Below are 2,299 nucleotides of genomic sequence, written 5' to 3' on the forward strand. Positions count from 1 at the left end.
TGGATTGGACCGAGTTTGATGCCGATGACCACAGCACTCTGGTTATCAGCTTGCAAACCAGCCATGGACGCAATACACCACTCCTATGGCAAACCCACCAAAAATCCTTGCTCAAAGGGCAACGCAACGCACATGAAAAGTCGCTGCTAACCAAACTCAAGAAGACCCTGCCGGAAGGGGTTTTTGTCACTGTCGTGGCGGATCGTGGCTTCGGTTATATGGCGTTGTCAACGATCACCGAAAAGTGATCCACTTTTAGGCCAAATTCGATCAATCAAAATTGATCCACTGTTTTACTCAGGTATTACCCCAGAACGGCGTTTATCTTTCAACCGATAGCTATCACCACTCAGTTGCAACACATGGGCGTGATGCAGTAGCCGGTCTAACATCGCCGCTGTTAAGGTCGCATCATCGGCAAACGCACTGGGCCATTGCCCAAACGATAAGTTGCTCGTCAATATGATACTGCCGTACTCATAACGCTTGGCAATCACCGTAAAAAACAGATTGGCTTCCTCTCGCCCAAACGGCAGGTAACCTATCTCATCAATAATCAATAACCTCGGTGCCATGACTGCCCGTGAGATATAGGCCTTGAGCTTGTTTTGACGTTTCGCCGTCGATAATTGCAGCATCAGTTCGGCGGCGGTGATAAAGCGGGTTTTCTTCTTGGCTTGGATAGCTTTTAGCCCCAATCCTATCGCTAAATGGGTTTTCCCCACGCCACTGGGACCCAGTAACACAATGTTTTCATGACGTTCAATAAAAGTGAGGTCACTTAATGCCATCACCGCCTGCTTCGGTACGCCTGTCGCAAACGTAAAATCAAAGCTGTCCAACGCCTTATGTGCCGGAAATCCCGCCATGTGGTTAAACAGGCTGCGTGTTCGTTCATCGCGCTGTTGTTGTTCATGGTTGAGGAGAGCCAACAAGAACTCGCCGTGGCTTTTTTCTTGTGCAATACACTGCTGCGCATACACCGGCCAATCTGTGGCGATGGTGCCCAGTTTTAGTGACTCGCATAACCCGTTGATTTGCTCATGCAATAACATCGTCACCTCCCAACAAGGCATCATAGACACTCATGGCATGTTGCAAATTGATTGACGCGAGTGGGGGAACGACACGCAACGTATGAGGCGTGCTGGGCGCAAGCGATGAGCACACGTGGACGGGAAGCGGAAGGAGGTGTGGGGTCTCCTCCACGAGTCGGTCAGCGGGCTTTTCCAGTGTCGTGCCGTGGATCCTCTGGTGGGCGATGCGGTGTAGCCATGGCCCGATTTTCGCGTTGGCAAGCTCGACATCCAGTTCGAGGTGTTGCGCGCGCAATTTGGCATTGAGTGGCACGATGAAGCTGTTTTTCAGGTAGTGATTAAAACGTTCCACTTTCCCTTTAGTTTTAGCCCGATAAGGCTTACACGCCATCAATGTGAAGCCGTAATCTTTGGCGATTTGTAGCATTTCACTGTGCCATTGATGTTCGCCTTGAGCGTAAGCATCACGTTCAAGGATCAGCGCTTTGGCATTGTCACACAGCACCTGCTGGGGAACGCCGCCGAAATAATCAAACGCTTCTTTTAAACCTTGTTGCCAGGCGGCAGCACGTTCATTATCAAAGAATTTCACGTAGCTTGCCCGAGAGTAGCCTAACGTGGCGACAAACGCTTTTAACGGGTGTTTACCCCGTCGAATGGTGGTGAAATCGATTTGCATCTGTTGGCCGGGTGGGGTTTCAAAACGCACAACCGGTTCGGGCGTGATGCGTGGCTTAAACGGGCAGACAAAGCGACGTAGCTGGGCAATACCGCCTTGATAGCCTTGTTGGCACACCTCATCAAACAACACGGTAGCGGGTATCCAATCGGGTCTCGCTTGCTCGATGCGTTGGATGAGATAGGGCTGAAACGGTGTCAGTTTAGCTGATGAAGAATGTCTCGGTGTATACGTTGGCATCGAATGCCGCTGCAAATGATGTTTTACCGTGTTACGGGAAATGCTTAATTCCCGAGCAATTTTACGAATGCTTTGCCCTTGTGCAAAGCGAACATGAATATCCACAAATGTCTCCTTGGTTAACATAAATTCTCCGCACATAAAATGTACGAAGGATACCAAAGTGGATCAGTTTTCGATGATCGTTAGTGGATCAGTTTTGCATGATCGGTGACAGCGTTGTTTGAACGTCTTGAACAAGAGTTGGGATTTTCCTATATCATTCGTTTTAAAGGAAATATTCTCGTTGGCTACCCAGGTATGGAACAGGTGCCGGCGAGCGAATGGCTTACCCCTACGGGGA

General features: G+C 49.6%; 2 protein-coding genes and 2 pseudogenes. 2 read left to right on the forward strand and 2 right to left on the reverse strand.

What is annotated here, in order from left to right; genetic code table 11:
* Window positions 1-227: pseudogene (locus tag EOJ37_RS13865) on the forward strand (IS4-like element ISAs18 family transposase); the annotation flags it as partial.
* A 66-nt stretch (window positions 228-293) separates the two neighbouring features.
* Here the strand turns inward: EOJ37_RS13865 and istB are convergent.
* Complete coding sequence (istB, locus tag EOJ37_RS13870) at window positions 294-1,055, reverse strand: IS21-like element helper ATPase IstB (protein WP_127960471.1); 762 nt, start codon at window positions 1,053-1,055, stop codon at window positions 294-296.
* Window positions 1,042-2,082 (reverse strand): IS21 family transposase, encoded by a 1,041-nt coding sequence (istA, locus tag EOJ37_RS13875; RefSeq protein ID WP_127960472.1) that lies wholly within the window; start codon window positions 2,080-2,082, stop codon window positions 1,042-1,044. Before istA ends, istB begins: the two co-directional genes overlap by 14 nt.
* A gap of 93 nt (window positions 2,083-2,175) precedes the next feature.
* Here istA and EOJ37_RS13880 point away from each other — a divergent pair.
* Window positions 2,176-2,299 (forward strand): annotated as a pseudogene (locus EOJ37_RS13880) (IS4-like element ISAs18 family transposase); the annotation flags it as partial.

This window comes from Serratia microhaemolytica (assembly GCF_004011885.1).
Lineage (GTDB): Bacteria > Pseudomonadota > Gammaproteobacteria > Enterobacterales > Enterobacteriaceae > Serratia_G > Serratia_G microhaemolytica.

Coding starts and splice junctions, on each gene's coding strand:
- istA (WP_127960472.1), bottom strand. CDS start 2,082: ATGTTAACCAAGGAGACATTTGTGGATATTCATGTTCGCTTTGCACAA.
- istB (WP_127960471.1), bottom strand. CDS start 1,055: ATGTTATTGCATGAGCAAATCAACGGGTTATGCGAGTCACTAAAACTG.